The organism is Paraburkholderia sp. GAS41 (genome assembly GCF_050436545.1).
In the GTDB taxonomy this organism is placed as follows: Bacteria; Pseudomonadota; Gammaproteobacteria; order Burkholderiales; family Burkholderiaceae; genus Paraburkholderia.
In genome coordinates, this window is the sequence record NZ_JBNDMK010000001.1 from 1 (window position 1) to 20444 (window position 20444).

A 20444-nucleotide genomic window follows, 5' to 3' on the forward strand; every position below is an offset into this window, starting at 1 on the left:
CTGCCGCATGTGTCGACCAACCTGATGGCCGGTCTGATCGAAACGCTGGCGGCCGCGCCGTATCACGGCCGTGCCGACATGCCGGAAATTGCCCGCTCGCTGCATCTGGAGGTGGACGATCTGTTTCCGGTCGCGGAAGTGCTGCAGCATCTGGGCTTTGCCGAAGTCCGCGAAGGCGACATTCTGCTCACGCCGCCAGCGCGCGTGTTCTCCGAACTCGGCACCCAGCACCGCAAAATGATGTTCGCCGAACATCTGCTGCGTCACGTGCCGCTTGCGGCGCGGATCAAGAAGGTGCTCAACGAGCGTCCGGGCCACCGTGCGCCGCGCGTGCGTTTCGAGCAGGAACTGGAAGATTTTCTCTCGGACAGCGCCGCTGAGAAGACGCTCGACGCGGTGATCAACTGGGGCCGTTACGGCGAGATCTTCTCGTATAACGACCAGACCGAATTGTTCAGTCTGGAAGACGTGGAGTCCTAACCTGTTTTGGTGTCATCGGATTGGTTACGGACGTAGCGGCACCCGCGTGCCGCTACGCATCAACGATCCTTTTCTATCGCCCAGTCGACCGCGGCCTGCGCATGCAGCGCCGTGGTATCGAACACCGGCAGCGCGACATGCTCGGGTTTGATCAGGAGCGTGATCTCAGTACAACCCAGAATCACCGCCTGCGCTCCGCGCGCAGCGAGATCCGCGATCACCCGCTGATAGACCTGCCGTGAGTCGTCGCGGATCACGCCGTGACACAACTCGTCGTAAATGATGCGATGGACCTCGCCACGATCGGCTTCGTTCGGCGTCAGCGTGTCGAGCGCGTAGCGCTCCTGCAGCCGCCCCGTGTAGAACGACTGCTCCATGGTGTAGCGTGTGCCGAGCAAGCCGACCCGCTCGATGCCCGCGGCGCGCAATGCATTGCCGGTCGGATCGGCGATATGCAGAAAGGGAATCGCGATGGCCTGCTCGATCGACGCGCAGACCTTGTGCATGGTGTTGGTCGCGAGAATCACGAGGTCCGCGCCGCCGCGTTCGAGTTGACGTGCGGCGTTCGCCATCTGCTCGCCCAGCGCGTCCCAGTCGCCCGCGCGCTGATGCGCTTCGACGGTCGCAAAATCTACCGTCAGCAGCAGGCTGCTTGCATTGTGGTGCCCGCCCAGACGCGTTTTCGCGTGGCGGTTGAGGAGCCGGTAATACTCGCTCGACGATTCCCAACTCATGCCGCCGATAATGCCGATCGTTTTCATCTGGTTGCCCCGCCGCTGCTGATTGCCGAACGCTGAGTATAGGCCGGGCAGGGTGGTGGGCAGCAGTACGGATGGGCAGGATTGTGCCGGTACGGGCGGCGCGAACGCGGTAGATCCGTGTTCAATCTTTCGGCAGCGCGGATTGCCCGCGCCGCCCGCGCTGTCCGCGTGGCTTGGGTTCGACGCCGATACGCGGATCGCGCGCGAGCACGAGCGCCGTCAACCGTTCGACGGTGGCTTCGAACGCCGGGTCGTCTTGCGGGACGTATAGCCATTTTCCGAGCACTGGATGTGGCCGCAAGGCGGGCAGATCATCCGTCAGCGCAGCGTGGCGCTCCTGCGATGTGCATACCAGCAGGCCGTTCCACGGCGGATCGCGGTCGGCGGCGACCAGGCATAACAGGCCGTCGAGATAGGCGGCGTCGGAGCCGAACATCCGTTTGCCAAGAAAGGTCGGCTCGCGTTCAAAGGCGTCGAAAATCCAGGCAAGCGAGTTGCGGATGGAAGACGGCATGAGGGGATGTCGATTCGTGGGCGTCTTGATAATACTACTGTATTTTTGTACAGTAGTGCATCGTGAATCCGCTCGACTCTTCTCCCGCCGTATCGCCTTTGTCACTCGTGCCGCTCCTGCGCAAGATCATCCATTGCGATTGCGACTGTTTCTACGCGTCCGTCGAAATGCGCGACGACCCCACGCTGCGCGGGCGGCCGCTGGCCGTGGGTGGCCGCCCCGATCATCGCGGCGTGGTGGCCACCTGCAACTACGAGGCGCGGCGCTTCGGCGTGCATTCGGCCATGTCCTCGGCGCTGGCGCTGCGCAAGTGTCCCGAGCTGCTGATCATCCCGCCGTCCATGGAGAAATACCGCATTGCCTCGCGTCAGATCATGGCGATCTACGCCGACTACAGCACCGAGGTCGAACCGCTCTCGCTCGACGAAGCTTATCTCGACGTGACCTACACGGAGCGTTGTAAAGGCAGCGCCACGCTGATGGCCAACGAGATTCGCGAGCGCGTGCGCGAAACGGTTGGCGTGACGGTATCGGCGGGTGTGGCGCCCAACAAGTTCGTCGCCAAGATCGCCTCCGACTGGAACAAGCCCGACGGTCTCTTCGTCGTACGGCCGCACGAAGTCGACGCGTTCGTGGCAGCGTTGCCGGTGCGCAAGATTTTCGGCGTGGGCAAGGTGACGGCGGCGAAGCTCGAAAAGCTCGGCCTCACCACGTGCGCGCAGTTGCGCGACTGGCCGCTCGTCGACCTGCATCGCCAGTTCGGCGTGTTCGGCAAGCGCCTCCATGAACTGTCGCGCGGCATCGACGAGCGACCCGTGCGCGCCGACCGCGAACGCAAATCGGTGAGCGTGGAGACGACCTATGTCACGGACTTGCGCACGCTCGAAGAGTGCGCCGCTGAACTGCGTGGGCTCGCTGAACAACTGGACGTGCGGATTGCCCGGGCCGAAGCGGCAGCGGCGGTGCGCAAGCTGTTCGTGAAGATCCGTTTCGCCGATTTTCAGCGCACCACCGTCGAATGTGTGGGCGAAGTTCCGCATCTGCCTACGCTGCTCGCGTTGCTGGAGAAAGGCTTCGCGCGCCGCAACCGGCCGGTGCGGCTGCTGGGTGTGGGCGTGCGGCTCGAAGAAGAGCATCTTGCACAGCCTGTGCAGTACACGCTGTTCGACGACGACCCCGCCGACGAAGTGATCGAGGCGTCGCCGCAAGCTTCGATTGACGATCCCGAAGCGTAGACCTCGATCAGCGAGCCGTGAGTGCTGAAACGGTGGCCACCCGCCGCTGCAAGTGCCGCGCCAAACGTCTCCCCCAATCCTTTCTGACGCCGATAGAATCGATGGCAGTCAAAGGAGCGAGCCATGGACCTGATCATCCGCCGTGCCAGTCTGCCGCGTAGCGTTGCCGAGCATCGGGAGCCGGTCGATATCGGCATCGAGGCGGGGCGCATCGTCGCGGTGGAACCGCATCTGGCCGCGCACGCGCAGGAAGAAATCGATGCCGCCGGCTCGCTTGTCACGCCGCCTTTCGTCGACCCGCACTTTCACATGGACGCGACACTGTCGTACGGTCTGCCGCGTGTCAATGCGTCCGGCACGCTGCTGGAAGGCATTGCGCTGTGGGGCGAACTGAAGCCGGAGCTGACTCAGGACGCCTTGATCGAGCGCGCCCTGCAATACTGCGACTGGGCCGTCGCGCGCGGTCTGCTAGCAATCCGCAGCCACGTCGACGTGTGCGACCCGCGCCTGCTGGCGGTGGAAGCGCTGCTCGAAGTCAAACGGCGCGTGGCGCCTTATCTCGACCTGCAACTGGTGGCGTTTCCGCAAGACGGCGTGTTGCGCAGCCCCGGCGCCTTCGACAACCTGAAGCGGGCGATTGCGCTCGGTGTCGACGTGGTCGGCGGCATTCCGCATTTCGAACGCACTATGGCCGATGGCGCGGAGTCGGTGCGGATCCTGTGCGAGTACGCGGCCGAGCAGGGCTTGCGCGTCGATATGCATTGCGACGAATCGGACGATCCGCTCTCGCGTCACATCGAAACGCTGGCGGCGCAGACCCACCGGCTCGGTCTGCATGGCCGCGTCACCGGTTCGCATCTGACATCGATGCATTCGATGGACAACTACTACGTCAGCAAGCTGCTGCCGCTGATGCGCGAGTCGGGCGTGGCGGCGATTGCCAATCCGCTCATCAACATCACGCTGCAAGGCCGCAGCGATACGTACCCGAAGCGGCGCGGCATGACGCGGGTGCCGGAGATGATGGCCGCGGGCATCAACGTCGCGTTCGGCCACGACTGCGTGATGGATCCGTGGTACAGCCTCGGCTCGGGCGACATGCTCGAAGTGGCGCACATGGGCCTGCACGTTGCGCAGATGACCGGCATCGACGCGATGCATGCGTGCTTCGACGCGGTGACCGTGAACGCGGCGCGCGTCCTTGGACTGGAGGGTTATGGCATCGCGCCGGGATGCGAAGCGAATTGCGTACTGCTGGACGCCCGCGATCCGGTCGAGGCAATCCGTCTGCGCGCGGCGCGCCTCGCGGTGATCAGGCGCGGCAAGGTGGTCGCCCGTTCGCCTGCGGCGCGGGCCACGCTTGCCCTGGAAGGACGGCCCGCGCAGATCGACTTCAAGCTGCAGCGCGGTTAGCCGAGCCGAGGTCGGTTGCAGCAGCCATAAAAAAACCGGTGCCTGCGTGAGCAGAGCACCGGCTTTTAACGTGAAGCGGCTCGCAGCGCCAGGCTTAGTGTGTCGCGGCCGGCGTCATGCCGTTATGACGCAGCAGCGCGTCGATATTCGGCTCGCGGCCACGGAACGCCTTGAACGATTCCATGGCCGGACGGCTGCCGCCCACCTCGAGAATCTCCTGGCGATAGCGCGTGCCGGTCGCCGCATCGAGCACACTGCCGCTCGCCGCTGCAGCCGCTTCTTCGAACGCGGCATAGGCGTCGGCGGACAGCACTTCGGCCCACTTGTAGCTGTAGTAGCCGGCTGCGTAACCGCCCGCGAAGATATGGCTGAAGGTGTTCGGCCAGCGCGAGAAGGCGGCTTGCGGCACCACGTGGAAGCGTTCGTTGATCTCGCGGGCGAGGTCGTTGGCGCTCTTCGGGCCGCTCGCGTCGAAGTCGGTGTGCAGCTTCATGTCGAACATCGAGAACACGATCTGGCGCAGCGTGCCCAGACCGCTCTGGAAATTCTTCGCGGCGAGCATCTTGTCGAACAGATCGCGCGGCAGCGGTTTGGCGGTTTCGACATGCGCGCTCATGTCGCTCAGCACGTCCCACTCCCAGCAGAAGTTTTCCATGAACTGCGACGGCAGTTCGACCGCGTCCCATTCGACGCCGTTGATGCCGGACACCGCCAGTTCATCGACGCGCGTGAGCATGTGATGCAGGCCATGGCCGAATTCGTGGAACAGCGTGATGACTTCGTCGTGCGTAAAGCAGGCGGGCTTGCCGCCAACCGGCGCCGAGAAGTTACAGGTCAGATAGGCGACCGGCGTTTGCACGCCGCCGTTCGCGTGCCGGTGACGGGCTCGTGCATCGTCCATCCACGCTCCGCCGCGCTTGCCTTCGCGCGCATACAGGTCGACATAGAACTGCGCGACCAGACCGCCGTCCTGATTCTCGATGCGGAAAAACCGCACATCCGGATGCCACACGGCTGCTTCGTCGCGACGGATCTTCACGTTGAAGAGCGTTTCCGTGACCTTGAACAGGCCCTTGAACACGACATCTTCCGGGAAGTACTGCTTGACCTCGTTTTCCGAGAACGAATAGCGCTTCTGGCGCAGACGTTCCGCTGCAAACGTCATGTCCCACGGCTGCATCTCGGACATGCCGAGTTCGTTTGCGGCGAACTCGCGCAGTTCCTTCCAGTCCTGCTCGGCATGTGGACGCGCGCGGGTGGCGAGGTCTTCGAGGAAGGCCATCACTTGCGCGGGCGACTCGGCCATTTTCGGCGCCAGCGAGACTTCAGCGAAGTTGCCATAGCCGAGCATGTGCGCCTCTTCGGCGCGCAGCTTCAACTGCTCGGCGACATTGGCAGTGTTGTCCCACTCGAGCTTGCCGCCGCCGTACGTGCCGCCGAGCTCCGACGCGCGCGTGACGTAAGCGCGGTACAGGGTCTCGCGCATGGCGCGGTTTTCCGAGTACTGCATGACCGGGAAGTACGACGGGAAGTGCAGTGTGAATTTCCAGCCGCTCTTGCCTTCGCGTTCGGCGGCTTCCTGGGCGGCTTCGATCACGTCTTCCGGTAAGCCGGCCAGGTCTGCCTTGTCTTCGACGACGTAGCTGTAGGCGTTGGTTGCGTCCAGCACATGGTCGGAAAAGGCTTTTGACAGATTCGCCTGACGTTCCTGTAATTCGGCGAAGTGCGGCTTCTGGCTTTCCGGCAATTCGGCGCCCGACAGACGGAAATCGCGCAGCGCGTTGCTGAGGATTTTTTTGCGTTCGCCCGTGAGCGAACTGAAGTCGCTGCTGGCGGAGAGGGTCTTGTACTTTTCGTAGAGCGCGAGGTTTTGGCCGACGCTCGACCAGAACTCGGTGACGCGCGGCAGATTCTCGCCGTAGGCGGCGCGCAGTTCCGGCGTGTCGGCCACCGCATTCAGGTGCCCGACGACGCCCCATGCGCGCGAGAGCGGCTCCGTGACGCGCTCGACCGGGTCGACCACGTCGGCCCACGAAGCGGGCGTGCCCGGTTCGGCGGCGCGCTCGACGGCGGCCGTCGCATTGGCGAGCAGCACGTCGAGGGCGGGAGTCACGTGTTCAGGGCGGATGTCGCCAAAGCGCGGCAGATCGGAGAAATCGAGGAGCGGGTTGTCGTGTTTCGATTGAGGTGTGGACATGAGGCGGCTTCCTGTCTGACGCGGGTGAGTAGGCGTGTATCGGCGGACGTGGCTCGTGGCGGCGCCCGATACCGACATTATTGGGGCGCAGCGCCACGATTCCAATCGGGCTACGGCACAAATTATCAGAAGTTCGCCTGGCGTGTATTCGCCTCGATATTTGTGCCACACCGGTAGCAAGCCGGGTTCGCAGCCGCCAGGCGGTACACGGCGTCGTGTCCCGCCTGGCGGCGTGGCGCACTGTCCGTGGGTCTGTGCGAAAGCGAACGGTCAATTTTGTTGCTATGCGGCATCGTGATGCTTCGTCGGCTGTGTGGACAGAACCGGCCGACGGCGTCGTTCATAGAGGAGAGCTTTCAATGCATCCGCTTTCGCGTGCGTTATCGCGCAACGGGAACAATTTCGATCTGGTGCGCCTCCTCGCCGCCATCGCCGTAGTCTACGGTCACTCGTACATGGTGCAGATGTCGGATGGCAGTGTCGACGGTGCCCTGGCCGCGCTCGGTTTCGACGGTTTTGGCGCGTTCGGGGTCTACGCCTTTTTCCTGCTGAGCGGCATGCTGGTGACCGCCAGTTTCGACCGCCAGCAATCGGCGCCGCGCTTCGTGGCCTTGCGCATTGCGCGGATCTGGCCGGCCGTGGCCGGCGGCTCGCTCGTGACGATCTTCGTGATCGGGCCGCTTTTCACCACCTTGCCGCTACGTGAATATTTCGCTTCCGGCATGACGTGGGCCAATCTCGACAATTTTTCGACGATCGTGCTCAAGGCGGGCTGGGTCGTGCCCGGCGTGTTCGAACACAACCCCTTCGTGAACGACGTTTGCGCGCCGCTGTGGACCTTGCCGCTCGAAGTGCGCTGCTATCTGATCGTGTTGCTCACGGGGCTTGCGGGCTTGCTATCGAGCCGCTGGGGCGTGGTGCTGGCGGTCGCGCTGGGGGTGGCCGCCTTCGCGCTGCGCCTGCATCTGTCGCCGCATCTGGAAATCGGGCTGCGCGACTTCAGCGAGAAACCGGGTGGCTATTCGTTCTGGCCGGAACCGTTCTTCTTTGTCGGCATGCTGCTCTATGGCTGGCGCGAGCGCATTGCCATTCATGGCCTCGTCGCGGTGGGTCTCGTGATGGTGTTTCTGGTGTTTCGCGATACGGCCGGCGCGCAGCCGCTGTTTTATCTTGCCTTTGTGTACGGCGTGTTGTGGATCGGTACGACGCCGCTGTTGCGCCGCTTCGTACCGCGCAACGACTACTCGTATGGCATTTATCTTTACGGCTTCATGATGCAGCAATGCCTGGCGAATATCGCGCCGCACCTGCACCACCTGACGGCGGCGCTGGTGGCCGCGCCGTTCATCCTGCTGTGCGCGGCGTTGTCGTGGCGGTTCGTGGAAAGGCCGGTGCTGGTGTGGTGCCGGCGGCGGCTGGCGCGCTCGCCGGGCTCGCTCGGTGCTGCGGTTGCGGGCTGAGTTGCGGCTGCGGGCTGCGGTCGCGGGCTTTGTGCGCGAGCTTTGTGCGCTGTGGGCGGCCGTCCGGCCGCCTCTTCTATTTACGCGCCTGCGGCAGCGCGTTCGGCTGCCTCGATCGTGTTGACGAGCAGCATCGTGATCGTCATCGGGCCGACGCCGCCCGGCACCGGCGTGATGTAGCCCGCCACTTCCTTGACGCCCGCAAAGTCGACGTCGCCGCACAGTTTGCCGGCCTCGTCCCGATTCATCCCGACATCGATCACGGCCGCACCGGGCTTCACCATCGCGGCAGTCAGAATGTTGCGCAGACCGGTGGCGGCCACCACCACATCGGCGTTGCGGGTGTGCGCGGCCAGATCGCGGGTCTTGCTATGACAGATCGTGACGGTCGCGCCGGCTTCGAGCAGGAGCAGCGCCATCGGCTTGCCGACGATGTTCGAGCGGCCGATCACCACCGCGTTGGCGCCCTTCAGGTCGATGCCATAGGCCTCGAACATTTTCATCACGCCGTACGGTGTGCACGGACGAAACAGCGGCTTGCCGGTCATCAGGGCGCCGGCATTGGCCACGTGAAAGCCGTCCACGTCCTTCTCGGGGGCGATTGCTTCGATCACCTTGTGGCTGTCGATATGCGCCGGCAGCGGCAGTTGCACGAGGATGCCATGGATCTTCGGATCACGGTTCAAGCCGTCGATGCGGGCCAACAGGTCGGCTTCGGACAGCGTCGCCGGATAGCGGTCATACGACGAGAACAGGCCGTTGTCCTCGCAGGCCTTGATCTTGTTGCGCACATAGACTTCGCTAGCCGGGTTGTCGCCCACCAGCACGACGGCGAGGCCCGGCTGGTGGCCACGGGCGGTGAGGGCGGTGGCGCGCGTGGCGACGTCGGCGCGCAAGGTCTTGGAGAGGGCGTTGCCGTCGATCAGTTTGGCTGTCATGGTCGGTCGAGATTGGGCTGTTCGGAATGCGGGGTACGGCGGCGCGCGTGATTCCACGTTCGGCACGCCTCGCATGCAAGAGGCATACGTGTCGGCGACGGCGCATGGGCGTTTTCAACATGCGCGTATGCGACGTGCGCGTTAGCAACCCGCGATGGCGCTTTTCATCACAAGCCAGTCGGATCGCGAAACGCGCGGCGCGGAAAAAGCGTCGCTGCGAAGTTCGGCATTATACCGTCGCAGGCTTGCGCGCCGCATGAGCCGGGTAATCCGGCGCGAAGGGGAAAGTCACCACCAGGGAAGGTGAGCAGAACGGCAGGGCGTTCGCGCGTGGCGGGCTTGGAACAGTAGGGCGCAAAGGCGCAAGTCGCGACCAGGCAGGGAAAACGGAATGGCAGGGCGCTCGCGCGTAGCTGACCCGAGACAGTCCAGCAGGTACAGCGCTCAAGCAGGGGAATAGCGAGGCTTGCCGGGTACGCCCGCGGCAAGCCGTCGTGCGACAAGCCTTACTGCGTCTGTTGCGGCTTGTTTGACAACGCCAGTCGCAGCAGGTCGGCGACCGTGTTGACGTTCAGCTTTTCCATGATGTTGGCGCGGTGCGCCTCGACCGTCTTGATGCTGATGCCCAGGTCGTCGGCGATCTGCTTGTTCAGACGGCCGGCGATGATGCGCTCGAGCACCTGGTGCTCACGCGCGGTCAGCTTGCCCAGACGCTCGGCCGCGGCGCGCTGCTGCTGCACGTTGGTGCTTTCGCTACGTGCCTTGTCCAGCATGCGTTCGACCAGCTTGCGCAGTTCGGCTTCGTCAAACGGTTTCTCGATGAAGTCCATCGCGCCTTTTTTCATCGTCGACACCGCCATCGGCACGTCGCCGTGACCCGTCACGAAGATGATCGGCAGCGAGGCATTGTCGGCGATCAGACGTTCCTGCAACTCCAGCCCGCTCATACCCGACATCCGCACGTCGAGGATCAGACAAGCGATCTGGCCCGGATGCGTGTGCGGCTGCCAGGCGTCGATGAACTGCTCGGCGCTGGAAAAGCACTGGACCCGATAGCCGTTCGCCTCCAGCAGCCAGCGCAGCGAATCTCGCACGGCCTCGTCGTCATCGACGACAAAGACTGTTTCCTGAGTGGTGACTGGGCTGTTCATAGCTCTCCCGTAACGGTTTGTGGTGTCGGCGCCTCTGACCCGCCGTTGCTCGGGCCATCGGGCTCTCCAATAGGCAGACTGCAATGGAACGTGGCGCCTGTGATATGGCCGTCGGACTCGACGTTGTTCACCACCCACAGGCGACCGCGATGCGATTCGATAATCGAACGGCAGATGTTCAGCCCCATGCCCATACCATCGGACTTGGTGCTGTAAAACGGTTCAAACAGACGCTCGGCCGTGGCTTCGTCGACCCCCGGACCCTGATCCACCACGCTGATGCACACAAAGCCGCTTTCCAGCCGCACGACCACGCGGATCACCGGATCGACCGCATTGGGCCGCGCATCGTGCATGGCTTCAGCGGCGTTTTTCAACAGGTTCACCAGCACCTGCTCGATCAGCACCGGGTCCACGTAGATCACCGGCAGCCGTGAACGCAGGTCCGTGACGATCCGGATACGCCGTTTGCGGGCCTCGATTTCGGCCAGTCCGACCGCATCCGCGACGATATCCGCGACCCGCGTGGCCTGGCGTTTCGGCTCGCTGCGCTTCACGAACTCGCGGATCCGCTTGATGATCATGCCCGCCCGCACCGCCTGCTGCGCGGTCTTTTCGAGCACGGGCAACAAGTTGTCAGGCGTCGTCCGCCCAGATTTAACCAGTGCTACGGTTCCGGAGCAATAGTTATTGATCGCGGCGAGCGGCTGATTCAGTTCGTGAGCCAGCGAGGAGGCCATTTCGCCCATCGTCATCAAGCGGCTCGTGAACTGCAGCTTCTCGTCCTGCTGGCGCGCAAGCTCCTGGGCCTGCTTGCGGGTGGTGATGTCGGTTGCGATCTGCATCTGCGCCAGATGGCCGTCCACCCACTGAATGTACTGACGGCGCACTTCGAACCACTTCTGGATGCCCTGCACATAGACTTCCTGGGCATCCGCGGTGCTTTCGGTCAGCGCGGCCGCCGGCAGGCCGGCGTAGGCGTCGACCATGTCGATCGAATCGGATGAGGCGTCGCCGCTGTCGAAGCCGGCGCCCGCCAGTTCCAGATGGCCGTCCGGCCGGATGCCGAACAGGTGACGGTAATAGCGGTTGGCGAACAGCAGTTCGGCTTCGTCGGCGGCCAGCACGGAAACGGCGGCATCGAGGCTTTCGAGCACGGTGGTGAAGCGCTCGTGCGCGGCGGCCAGTTCTTCGCGGGCGCGTTTGGGTTCGGTGATGTCGGTCATCGACGACATCCAGCCGGTCTGGCGCCCCGAGCTGTCGATCAGCGGCGACACGTACAGCCGGGCGTGGAACAGCGAGCCGTCCTTGCGCCGCACGCGCAGCTCGAAGCCCGAGGAAGGCGCCTTGCCGCGCAGCGTCATGTCGAGCTGGCGCTGCATCTCCGGATAGGCGTCGCGCGGCCAGTAGGGGAACGGCGCGTGCTTGCCGACCAGATCGCTCTCGTCCCAGCCGGTCATGCGGCAGAAGGCGGGATTCACGTGGGTGATGCGGCCGTGCATGTCGAGCACGCGCATACCGATCAGCACGGAGTTTTCCATGGCGCGGCGGAAGAACGCTTCGGCATAGAGCGCCTGCTGCGCTTCGAAGCGCTGGCGCGTGTGTTTCCAGAGACTCCACAGACTCCACAGCACGAAGCACGACAGCCCGGCGACCAGCCACACGAGCGTGTTGTTCGTGAAGTTGGTCATCTGCGGGAACGCGTAGACGCGTACCGAGATGCCCTGGCCGGGCGGGTCGAGCGGCAGGTCGTAGAACATGTCGCGCGGCAGGCGCGGCCGCGTCGAGGTGGTGGCGAGCTCGCGGTTGTTCAGGTCGATGATCGAGATCTTGTACTTCGCCGACAGCTCGGGCGGGATGTCGTGCTTCAGCACCCCTTCGATCGAGAACACGGCCGCGATCGAGCCGAGAAATTCACGGTCGCGATACACCGGCGTCTGCAACGTTAGATAGCCGTTGCCGAGGTCGTCGTAGATGAGCGGTGAGTACACCTGACGGCGCGAGGTGCGCGCGTCGTTGAAGGCGGCCTTGAGGGCTTCGTCCATCTGCGCGTCGCTGGGTCGGGCGAGGCGCTGGCCGAACACCGGCAGTGCCGTATTGGGCCAGCGCGGCTGCTGCTGCGGCGTGTACCAGTTCATGTAGAGGATTTCGGGATGCCCCTGCATGATGTCCGTGGTAGACACCTGAAACGAATGCGGATCGGCGTGGCCGGCGGCGAGGTCACGCGCCAGGGCCTGAATCTGTTCCTGGGCGCCCGTCATGGACAGGCGGATCTGTTGCTGGGCCCACGCGACGTTGCGGTAGAGCGTGTCTTCCTGCTGCTGCTGTTCGCGCCGGTTCAGACTCCAGAGAATCAGGCTCATGACGACCAGGAACACCAGGATCGACAGCAGCGGCGTCAGCAAATAGGAATTCGACCACCATGGTCCATGGTGCCAGCGGGACGGCGACGAATCCGCCGTCGTTCGGGCGGGCCGCGCCGAGCGTGCGAAAAGCCGTTCGGTCAACATGGCTGGCATTGTAGCGCAGCGTGCAATTACCAAATGACGCAAAAAAGCGCTGAAAGTGCCGCTAATCGGAGCAAACTAGCCGACGTATTCACGGATCCGCAGCCAAACCAGGGTGCGCCGCAACAATTTTCCGCATTATGAGAAGTGATCTCGTAATTCGAAAATTATGTTGCGCAGACGGCGAACGACTTATTACAATCGGCCCGAAGCTGCCGCGGTCGGACCTCGTCCGCGTCGTCTGTTTAAAGAGCGTTCCTTATCCTCAGGAGACGAGCATGTCCGCTGTACCCGACGAAGTCATGAAATATGTCGCCGCCGAGAAAGACGACGATCCCCAGGAAACCGGCGAATGGCTGGAAGCGCTGGATGGCGTGATTTCTGCTGTGGGCCCCGATCGCGCCCACTACCTGATCGAAAAGCAAATCGAATTTGCTCGCGTGCACGGCGAACATCTGCCGTTCTCCGCCAATACTCCCTACATCAATACGATTCCCGTCGCGCGCCAGGTGCCGATTCCCGGTGACCAGGATATCGAACACCGTATCCGCTCGTACACGCGCTGGAACGCCATTGCCATGGTGCTGCGCGCGGGTAAGGCCACGAACGTCGGCGGCCACATTGCTTCGTTCGCCTCGGCGGCCACGCTGTACGACGTCGGCTACAACCACTTCTGGCACGCACCGTCGGAAAACCACGGCGGCGACCTCGTGTTCGTGCAGGGTCACTCGTCGCCGGGTGTCTACTCGCGCGCGTTCCTGCTCGGCCGTCTGACCGAAAACCAGCTCGACAACTTCCGTCAGGAAGTGGGCGGCGAGGGCATCTCGTCGTATCCGCACCCGTGGCTGATGCCGGACTTCTGGCAGTTCCCGACCGTCTCGATGGGCCTTGGCCCGATCATGGCGATCTATCAGGCGCGTTTCATGAAGTACCTGCAGGCGCGCGGCATTGCGAAGACCGACGGCCGCAAGGTCTGGGCCTTCCTCGGCGACGGCGAAACGGACGAGCCGGAATCGCTCGGCGCGATCGGCATGGCCGGCCGCGAACGTCTCGACAACCTGGTGTTCGTGATCAACTGTAACCTGCAGCGCCTGGATGGCCCGGTGCGCGGTAACGGCAAGATCATCCAGGAACTGGAAAGCGAATTCCGCGGCGCCGGCTGGAACGTCATCAAGGTGATCTGGGGCAGCCGCTGGGATGCGCTGTTCCAGCGCGACAAGTCGGGCGCGCTGATGCGCCGCATGATGGAAGTCGTGGACGGCGAGTATCAGACGTACAAGTCGGAGTCGGGCGCCTACGTTCGCGAGCACTTCTTCAACACGCCGGAACTGAAGGCGCTGGTTGCAGAATGGTCCGACGAAGACGTGTGGAACCTGAATCGCGGCGGTCACGATCCGCACAAGATCTACGCAGCGTTCCAGGAAGCGTCGAATTCCAACGGCCAGCCTACCGTGATCCTCGCCAAGACGATCAAGGGCTACGGCATGGGCGAAGCTGGTCAGGCGATGAACATCACCCACCAGCAGAAGAAACTGCACGTGGATCACCTGAAGAAGTTCCGCGACCAGTTCCGTTTGCCGATCTCCGACGAAGACCTCGTCCACGTGCCGTATCTCAAGTTCGAAGAAGGTTCGAAGGAACTCGAGTACATGCGCGCGCGTCGTCAGGACCTGGGCGGTTATCTGCCGGCGCGTCGTCAGAAGGCGCAGTCGCTGCCGGTGCCGGACCTCAGCGCATTCGAACCGCTGCTCAAGGGCACGGGCGAAGGCCGCGAGATTTCCACGACGATGGCGTTCGTGCGGATTCTCAACATCCTGCTGAAGGACAAGGCGCTCGGTAAGCGCGTGGTGCCGATCGTGCCGGACGAGTCGCGTACCTTCGGTATGGAAGGCCTGTTCCGTCAGATCGGTATCTGGAATCAGCAAGGCCAGAAGTACGTGCCGGAAGATTCCGATCAGTTGATGTTCTACCGTGAGTCGGAAACCGGTCAGATCCTGCAGGAAGGGATCAACGAAGCCGGCGGCATGTCGGACTGGATCGCGGCCGCGACGTCGTACTCGACGCACGGCGAGATCATGATCCCGTTCTACATCTTCTATTCGATGTTCGGCTTCCAGCGTATCGGCGATCTGGCGTGGGCCGCGGGCGACATGCGCTCGCGCGGCTTCCTGCTGGGCGGCACGGCTGGGCGTACGACACTGAACGGCGAAGGCCTGCAGCACGAAGACGGCCACTCGCTGCTGTGGGCGGCTTCGGTGCCGAACTGCATCAGCTATGACCCGACGTTCGGTTACGAACTCGCCGTCATCATGCAGGACGGTCTGCGCCGCATGGTGGCGGAGCAGGAAGACGTGTACTACTACGTCACGGTGATGAACGAGAACTACGAGCACCCGGCGATTCCGCAGGGCGAGTCAGTAGCGGCCGACATCATCAAGGGGATGTATTCCTTCAGGAAGGCCGAGGCTGACAAGAAGGCACCGCGCGTTCAGCTGATGGGTGCGGGCACGATCTTCAATGAAGTGATCGCCGCAGCCGAACTGCTGAAGTCCGACTGGGGCGTCGCGGCCGACCTCTGGAGCGTGCCGAGCTTCACTGAGCTGGCTCGCGAAGGCCATGAAGTGCAGCGCTGGAACCTGCTGCATCCGACCGAAGAGAAGAAGCTCTCGCACGTCGAGAAGCTCCTGAAGGACGCACAAGGTCCGGTCATTGCATCGACCGACTACGTACGTGCGCTGACCGAGCAGATTCGCGCGTTCGTGCCGCAGAAGTTCATCGTGCTGGGCACGGATGGCTACGGCCGTTCGGACACGCGCGAAAAGCTGCGTCACTTCTTCGAAGTCGATCGTTACTGGGTCACGGTTGCCGCGCTGAACGCGCTGGCAGACGAAGGCACGATCGAACGCAAGGTTGTCGCCGAGGCGCTCAAGAAGTACAACCTTGATCCTGCCAAACCCAACCCGATGACCGTCTAAGGCATCATTCCCCGTGTGCCACGGCGTGCGCGCCTGCTTCTGATCACAGAAGCAGGCGGCGTACGCGGCCCAGGAGACACTAACAATGAGTCAAACGATCGAAGTCAAAGTGCCGGACATCGGCGATTACAAGGACATTCCTGTCATCGAGGTGCTGGTGAAGGCGGGTGACACCGTCGAGAAAGAGCAATCGCTCGTTACGCTGGAATCGGACAAGGCGACGATGGACGTGCCGAGTTCGGCTGCCGGCACGGTCAAGGAAGTGAAGGTCAAGGTTGGCGACAACGTGTCGGAAGGCACCTTGATCGTCGTGCTGGAAGGCGCGGAAGGCGGCGCGGCTGCTGCGAAGCCGGCGGCTGCGGCTGCTGCACCGGCGCCTGCTGCTGCGGCAGCACCTGCCCCGGCACCGGCACCTGCTGCCGCGCCGGCACCCGCTGCTGGCGGTGGCGGTGTGCAGGAAGTGAAGGTGCCGGATATCGGCGACTACAAGGACATTCCCGTCATCGAGATCGCGGTGAAGGTCGGCGATCGCGTCGAGAAAGAGCAGTCGCTGGTCACGCTCGAGTCCGACAAGGCGACCATGGATGTGCCGAGCACGGCCGCCGGTGTCGTCAAGGAAGTGAAGGTCAAGATCGGCGACAACGTGTCGGAAGGCTCCGTGATCGTAGTGATCGAAGCCGACGGCGGCGCGGCCGCCGCTCCGGCTCCGGTTGCCGCGGCTAAACCCGCTGCGGAAAAGCCGTCCGACGCGCCGGCTACGCCGAGCCCGGCTCCGGCTGCACCGTCCGCGCTGGCTCAGGCACCGATCATTCCGGCAGGCGAAGGCGGCGCGCGCAAGGCGAGTCACGCCTCGCCGTCCGTGCGCAAGTTCGCGCGCGAACTGGGCGTGGATGTGTCGCGCGTGCAGGGCACGGGTCCGAAGGGCCGCATTACCCAGGACGACGTCGCCGCGTTCGTCAAGGGCGTGATGACAGGTCAGCGTGCGGCTCCGGCTGCGGCGCCTGCTGCTGGCGGCGGTGGTGGCGAGTTAAATCTGCTGCCGTGGCCGAAGGTGGATTTCACGAAGTTCGGCCCGGTCGAGGCGAAGCCGCTGTCACGTATCAAGAAGATTTCGGGCGCGAACCTGCATCGCAACTGGGTCATGATTCCGCACGTCACCAACAACGACGAAGCGGATATCACCGAACTCGAAGCGCTGCGCGTGCAACTGAACAAGGAACACGAAAAGGCCGGCGTGAAGTTCACGATGCTGGCGTTCGTTATCAAGGCGGTGGTCTTCGCCCTGAAGAAATTCCCGACCTTCAACGCCAGCCTCGATGGCGATAACCTCGTGTTCAAGCAGTACTACCACATCGGTTTTGCTGCTGATACGCCGAATGGGCTGGTCGTGCCGGTGATTCGCGATGCGGACAAGAAGGGGCTGGTCGATATCGCAACGGAAATGGCCGAGCTTTCCAAGGCCGCGCGTGACGGCAAGCTCAAGCCGGATCAGATGCAGGGTGGCTGCTTCTCGATCTCGTCGCTGGGTGGGATTGGCGGGACGCATTTCACGCCGATCATCAATGCACCTGAAGTCGCGATTCTCGGTCTGTCGCGTAGCGCCATGAAACCCGTTTGGGACGGCAAGCAGTTTGTGCCGCGGCTGACCATGCCGCTGTCGCTGTCGTATGACCACCGGGTTATCGATGGGGCTGCTGCTGCGCGGTTTAATGCGTATCTGGGTGCGATTCTTGCCGATTTTCGGCGTGTGATTCTGTGATTGGGTGATGAATGCCGGCAGCGCGTTTTTGTGATCATTCGCGCTTGTCGTTGAACCTGCTTTCGTGTCGGTCTATTAGTGTCGCCCCTGCTTGGGGCGGCACTTACTTTTCTTTGTCTTCCAAAGAAAAGTAAGCAAAAGAAAGGCGCGTCCTTTGGCGGACAGCAAAGGATGTTTCTATCTGTGCCAAGAGTGACCGTCAGGCCGAAAGTTCGGGTTCTTCGTTCGTCAACGATCAATAAGAGAAGGGGACACTATGAGTCTCGTCGAAGTGAAGGTGCCCGACATCGGTGATTTCAAGGATGTCGATGTCATCGAAGTCAATATCAAGCCGGGCGACGTCATCGAGATCGATCAAGCTCTCATGACGCTCGAGTCCGATAAGGCTTCCATTGAAGTGCCCAGCGATACCGCCGGCACCGTCAAGGAAGTTCGCGTCAAGGCCGGTGATAAGGTCTCCCAGGGGACCGTCATCGCGCTCGTCGAAGCGTCGGCGGACGCGGCTCCAGCCAAAGATGCACCCAAGGCTCCCGCTAAAGAGCCCGAAAAAGCCCCCGCTCCGGCCGAAGCCAAACCGCAGGCCGCCGCGGCGGCTGCACCCAAGGCCGCGGCTCCCGCGCCCCAGGCCGGCAGTTTCTCCGGTAGCGCCGATATCGAGTGCGACATGCTCGTGCTCGGCTCGGGCCCCGGCGGCTATTCCGCGGCATTCCGCTCCGCGGATCTGGGCATGAAGACCGTGCTCGTCGAACGTTATTCAACGCTCGGCGGCGTCTGTCTGAACGTGGGCTGTATTCCGTCCAAGGCGCTTCTGCACACCGCGCTCGTCATCGACGAAGCCGATGCGCTGAGCCATCACGGCATCACCTTCGGTAAGCCGCAGATCGATCTCGACAAGCTGCGCGACTTCAAGTCCGGCGTCGTCAAGAAGCTGACCGGCGGTCTCGCCGGCATGGCCAAGGCGCGCAAGGTCGAAGTCGTCACCGGCACCGGTTCGTTCGTCGACCCGCATCACATGGAAGTCGTCACGGACGGCGGCAAGAAGGTCGTCAAGTTCAAGCAGGCCATCATCGCGGCCGGCTCCGAAGCGGTCAAGCTGCCGTTCATTCCGGAAGATCCGCGCGTGGTCGATTCCACCGGCGCGCTCGAACTGCGGCAGATTCCCCAGCGCATGCTGGTGATCGGCGGCGGCATCATCGGGCTCGAAATGGCGACTGTCTACTCGACGCTCGGCGCGCAGATCGACGTCGTCGAAATGCTCGATGGCCTGATGGCCGGCGCCGATCGCGACCTCGTCAAGGTCTGGGAGAAGTACAACAGCAAGCGTTTCGCCAACGTCATGCTGAAGACCAAGACGACCGGCGCAGAAGCGAAGGACGACGGTATCTACGTGACGTTCGAAGGCGAGAAGGCTCCGGCCGAAGCGCAGCGTTACGATCTCGTGCTGGTTGCGGTGGGCCGCAGCCCGAACGGCAAGAAAATCGGTGCCGACAAGGCTGGCGTCGCCGTAACGGATCGCGGCTTCATCGACGTCGACAAGCAGATGCGCACCAACGTGCCGCATATCTTCGCAATCGGCGATATCGTCGGTCAGCCGATGCTCGCGCACAAGGCCGTGCACGAAGGCCACGTGGCGGCCGAAGCTGCGCACGGCGAGAAGGCCTACTTCGACGCGCTGCAGATTCCGTCGGTGGCCTACACCGATCCCGAAGTGGCCTGGGCCGGCAAGACGGAAGACCAGTTGAAAGCCGAAGGTATCAAGTACGGCAAGGCCGTGTTCCCGTGGGCTGCTTCGGGTCGCGCCATTGCCAACGGCCGTGACGAAGGCTTCACGAAGCTGCTGTTCGACGAGGAAACGCATCGCGTGATCGGTGGCGGCATCGTGGGCCTGAATGCCGGCGACCTGATCAGCGAAGTCTGTCTCGCCGTCGAAATGGGCGCGGACGCAACGGATATCGGCAAAACGATCCATCCGCACCCGACGCTCGGCGAATCGGTCGGCATGGCCGCTGAGCTGTATGAAGGCGTCTGTACCGATCTGCCGCCGCAGAAAAAGAAGTAACGCCGTGAGAGGGCGCTTGCGCGGAGTTCGCGTGAGCGCTTTTGATCCGCACAAAAAAAACGGCGCGCCCCGCAAAGGGCGCGCCGTTTTTTATTCCAGCAGGGCAGAGTATTCGCCGCGCGGGTTTCTCAGGTTTACAGCACTCCGCTTGCCTCGTTTGCTTGCCTGGATAATGGGACAGCCGTGACCAGGACAAAAAAATCCCGGCCTTCGCCGGGCAAACGATACGCTGTTCAACGTATCGGAGCGTTCGGCCGGCAGTAAACGCGTGGAACGCGAGGGCTGCGCGGCGCTGCTGCGATAAGCGCCGGCCAGTGAAACCGGCCGGCGCGTGTTGATGCGCGTGATACTGAAACGCTTGAAACCTCAGTTAAAACCTGAGGCGAACACTTAGACAGCCTTCTTGGCCGAGCGCGAAGCTTGAGCGGCAGCTTGCGAAGCGGCCTTCGACGCTGCCGTAGCGGCTGCGTTGAAGTTGCTTTCAGCGATCTCGACAGCTTGCTTGGTTGCCTTATGAACCGTTTCGTACGTGGTGTTGGCGGCGGTGATAGCCGACTTGATCACGGCGACGGCGGTTTCCGAGCCAGCCGGTGCATTCTTGGCGACGTTCTCAACCAGCGACTGCACCTTACGGTTTTGCTCTTCGTACTGAGCTTCGGCAACGCGGGCGAATTCGGCTTGCGTAGCAGACACGATTTCATACACGTGACGGCCATACGACAGCGCCTTTTCCGAGACCGGTTGCGTGAGGCCAGCTTGCAGCGCGAAAAATTCCTGTGCGTCCTTCACCGACAGCGCACGTTGTGCATTTTCCTGGCTTTCCACGAGCGTCGACTTCACGACTTGCAGGTTCAGCTCAACCAGCTTTTCGATGCCTTCGAATGCCTTGGTCGTCAGACCAAACAGGGTTTCGAGGTTGGCCTTCTGTGCTGCGGCGATTTGCTCAGGGGTCAGCAGTGACATGTTTACGCTCCTGGATGGACGGTCCGTCTGAT

Annotated in this window: 14 protein-coding genes; 7 read left to right on the forward strand and 7 right to left on the reverse strand. The window is 62.9% G+C overall.

All coding sequences use genetic code 11. The features are described 5' to 3' along the window. Positions 1-480 (forward strand): AAA-associated domain-containing protein (locus P3T43_RS00005; protein ID WP_429278991.1); only part of this gene is annotated, 480 nt, incomplete at its 5' end. Positions 481-539: 59 nt separating this feature from the next. Here the strand turns inward: P3T43_RS00005 and P3T43_RS00010 are convergent. Then, positions 540-1241, reverse strand: a complete 702-nt coding sequence (locus tag P3T43_RS00010; protein ID WP_429278992.1) for an aspartate/glutamate racemase family protein — start codon at positions 1239-1241, stop codon at positions 540-542. A 121-nt stretch (positions 1242-1362) separates the two neighbouring features. Beyond that, a complete protein-coding gene (locus tag P3T43_RS00015) occupies positions 1363-1755 on the reverse strand; it encodes a hypothetical protein (RefSeq protein ID WP_429278993.1) in 393 nt (130 codons plus the stop codon). Positions 1756-1817: 62 nt separating this feature from the next. Here P3T43_RS00015 and dinB point away from each other — a divergent pair, with 62 nt between their 5' ends. Continuing rightward, complete coding sequence (dinB, locus tag P3T43_RS00020) at positions 1818-2990, forward strand: DNA polymerase IV (protein WP_429278994.1); 1173 nt, start codon at positions 1818-1820, stop codon at positions 2988-2990. A 123-nt stretch (positions 2991-3113) separates the two neighbouring features. After that, entirely contained in the window at positions 3114-4403 is a 1290-nt protein-coding gene (locus P3T43_RS00025; RefSeq protein ID WP_429278995.1) for an amidohydrolase family protein, read from the forward strand. 94 nt (positions 4404-4497) lie between these two features. Here P3T43_RS00025 and P3T43_RS00030 read toward each other — a convergent pair whose 3' ends face one another. After that, positions 4498-6600, reverse strand: coding sequence for a M3 family metallopeptidase (locus P3T43_RS00030; RefSeq protein ID WP_429278996.1), 2103 nt, complete (start codon positions 6598-6600; stop codon positions 4498-4500). 359 nt (positions 6601-6959) lie between these two features. Between P3T43_RS00030 and P3T43_RS00035 the strand changes: the two genes are divergently transcribed. Beyond that, a complete protein-coding gene (locus tag P3T43_RS00035) occupies positions 6960-8060 on the forward strand; it encodes an acyltransferase family protein (RefSeq protein ID WP_429278997.1) in 1101 nt (366 codons plus the stop codon). Between the two features lie 80 nt (positions 8061-8140). On the opposite strand, the gene folD is transcribed toward P3T43_RS00035, so the two are convergent. The 3 genes from folD to fixL all read right to left on the reverse strand — a co-directional run bounded on the left by folD (position 8141) and on the right by fixL (position 12659). Next, complete coding sequence (gene folD, locus P3T43_RS00040; RefSeq protein WP_429278998.1) at positions 8141-8998, reverse strand: bifunctional methylenetetrahydrofolate dehydrogenase/methenyltetrahydrofolate cyclohydrolase FolD; 858 nt, start codon at positions 8996-8998, stop codon at positions 8141-8143. Between the two features lie 506 nt (positions 8999-9504). Beyond that, a complete protein-coding gene (gene fixJ, locus P3T43_RS00045; protein WP_429278999.1) occupies positions 9505-10149 on the reverse strand; it encodes an oxygen response regulator transcription factor FixJ in 645 nt (214 codons plus the stop codon). Next, positions 10146-12659, reverse strand: a complete 2514-nt coding sequence (gene fixL / locus P3T43_RS00050; RefSeq protein WP_429279568.1) for an oxygen sensor histidine kinase FixL — start codon at positions 12657-12659, stop codon at positions 10146-10148. Before fixL ends, fixJ begins: the two co-directional genes overlap by 4 nt. Positions 12660-12934: 275 nt before the next feature. On the opposite strand from fixL, the gene aceE reads away from it, so the two are divergent. The 3 genes from aceE to lpdA all read left to right on the forward strand — a co-directional run bounded on the left by aceE (position 12935) and on the right by lpdA (position 19449). After that, positions 12935-15631 carry a pyruvate dehydrogenase (acetyl-transferring), homodimeric type gene (gene aceE / locus P3T43_RS00055; RefSeq protein ID WP_429279000.1) on the forward strand — a complete coding sequence of 899 codons (2697 nt, stop codon included), beginning with the start codon at positions 12935-12937 and terminating at the stop codon, positions 15629-15631. Positions 15632-15716: 85 nt separating this feature from the next. Beyond that, positions 15717-17390: a dihydrolipoyllysine-residue acetyltransferase gene (gene aceF / locus P3T43_RS00060; RefSeq protein ID WP_429279001.1), complete on the forward strand. Its 1674-nt coding sequence runs from the start codon at positions 15717-15719 to the stop codon at positions 17388-17390. 256 nt (positions 17391-17646) lie between these two features. Next, a complete protein-coding gene (lpdA, locus tag P3T43_RS00065; protein ID WP_429279002.1) occupies positions 17647-19449 on the forward strand; it encodes a dihydrolipoyl dehydrogenase in 1803 nt (600 codons plus the stop codon). Between the two features lie 390 nt (positions 19450-19839). Here the strand turns inward: lpdA and P3T43_RS00070 are convergent, their stop codons facing one another. Beyond that, the gene (locus tag P3T43_RS00070) at positions 19840-20412 is read right to left on the reverse strand and encodes a phasin family protein (protein ID WP_429279003.1); all 573 of its coding nucleotides are present in this window, start codon (positions 20410-20412) and stop codon (positions 19840-19842) included. Positions 20413-20444 lie beyond the last annotated feature (32 nt).

Bases quoted from the DNA above. Each gene is read 5' to 3' on its own strand.
- aceF (WP_429279001.1), top strand. From the start codon at position 15,717: ATGAGTCAAACGATCGAAGTCAAAGTGCCGGACATCGGCGATTACAAG.
- fixJ (WP_429278999.1), bottom strand. From the start codon at position 10,149: ATGAACAGCCCAGTCACCACTCAGGAAACAGTCTTTGTCGTCGATGAC.
- fixL (WP_429279568.1), bottom strand. From the start codon at position 12,659: ATGTTGACCGAACGGCTTTTCGCACGCTCGGCGCGGCCCGCCCGAACG.
- P3T43_RS00015 (WP_429278993.1), bottom strand. From the start codon at position 1,755: ATGCCGTCTTCCATCCGCAACTCGCTTGCCTGGATTTTCGACGCCTTT.
- folD (WP_429278998.1), bottom strand. From the start codon at position 8,998: ATGACAGCCAAACTGATCGACGGCAACGCCCTCTCCAAGACCTTGCGC.
- P3T43_RS00035 (WP_429278997.1), top strand. From the start codon at position 6,960: ATGCATCCGCTTTCGCGTGCGTTATCGCGCAACGGGAACAATTTCGAT.
- aceE (WP_429279000.1), top strand. From the start codon at position 12,935: ATGTCCGCTGTACCCGACGAAGTCATGAAATATGTCGCCGCCGAGAAA.
- P3T43_RS00025 (WP_429278995.1), top strand. From the start codon at position 3,114: ATGGACCTGATCATCCGCCGTGCCAGTCTGCCGCGTAGCGTTGCCGAG.
- P3T43_RS00010 (WP_429278992.1), bottom strand. From the start codon at position 1,241: ATGAAAACGATCGGCATTATCGGCGGCATGAGTTGGGAATCGTCGAGC.
- P3T43_RS00070 (WP_429279003.1), bottom strand. From the start codon at position 20,412: ATGTCACTGCTGACCCCTGAGCAAATCGCCGCAGCACAGAAGGCCAAC.
- lpdA (WP_429279002.1), top strand. From the start codon at position 17,647: ATGAGTCTCGTCGAAGTGAAGGTGCCCGACATCGGTGATTTCAAGGAT.
- P3T43_RS00030 (WP_429278996.1), bottom strand. From the start codon at position 6,600: ATGTCCACACCTCAATCGAAACACGACAACCCGCTCCTCGATTTCTCC.